At 71.0% G+C, this 396-nt stretch carries 1 protein-coding gene; it reads right to left on the bottom strand.

Features of this window, described 5'->3' with window-relative positions; all coding sequences use genetic code 11:
- A partial coding sequence (locus P0D62_RS19025; protein ID WP_319947023.1) for a protein phosphatase occupies positions 1–396 on the bottom strand: 396 nt, incomplete at both ends.

Raw genomic sequence — 396 nt, 5'->3', positions numbered from 1 at the left:
TGAAGCAAGGTCGCGGTCTGCTCTACCCAGCGTCGTTGCCTGCCCGTCTCGACAGCTCGCCGGTGATAGTGGGAACGGACCCACGCCACCGCGTCTTCTGGCGCGACACCGCTCATCGTTGCCAGCAGCGCCAAAGCCGTCGCGGTCCGCCCGATGCCGCCGCCACACCCGATCTCGACTCGCTCCTCACCGGCACGTCCCCACGCCTCACGCAGCGCCGCCGTCGCGTCGTCGGTCGAGTCCGGCAGCCGGAAGTCTCGCCACCGCACCCAGCGATGAGGCCAAGGACCAGGCGCTGGGTCACGGCCAAGTAGATAGACCGCGAAATCGGGGGCAGGCACATCGCCGCGCGGCCGGCGCACGCCGACGCCGCGGATGCGTCGCCCGTCGGGCAAC

The sequence above is a fragment of the Tessaracoccus caeni genome, assembly GCF_029211185.1.
GTDB classification, from domain to species: domain Bacteria; phylum Actinomycetota; class Actinomycetes; order Propionibacteriales; family Propionibacteriaceae; genus Arachnia; species Arachnia caeni.
The sequence above is the reverse complement of the archived record's forward strand: the minus strand, read 5'-3'. Positions and strand labels throughout refer to the sequence as shown.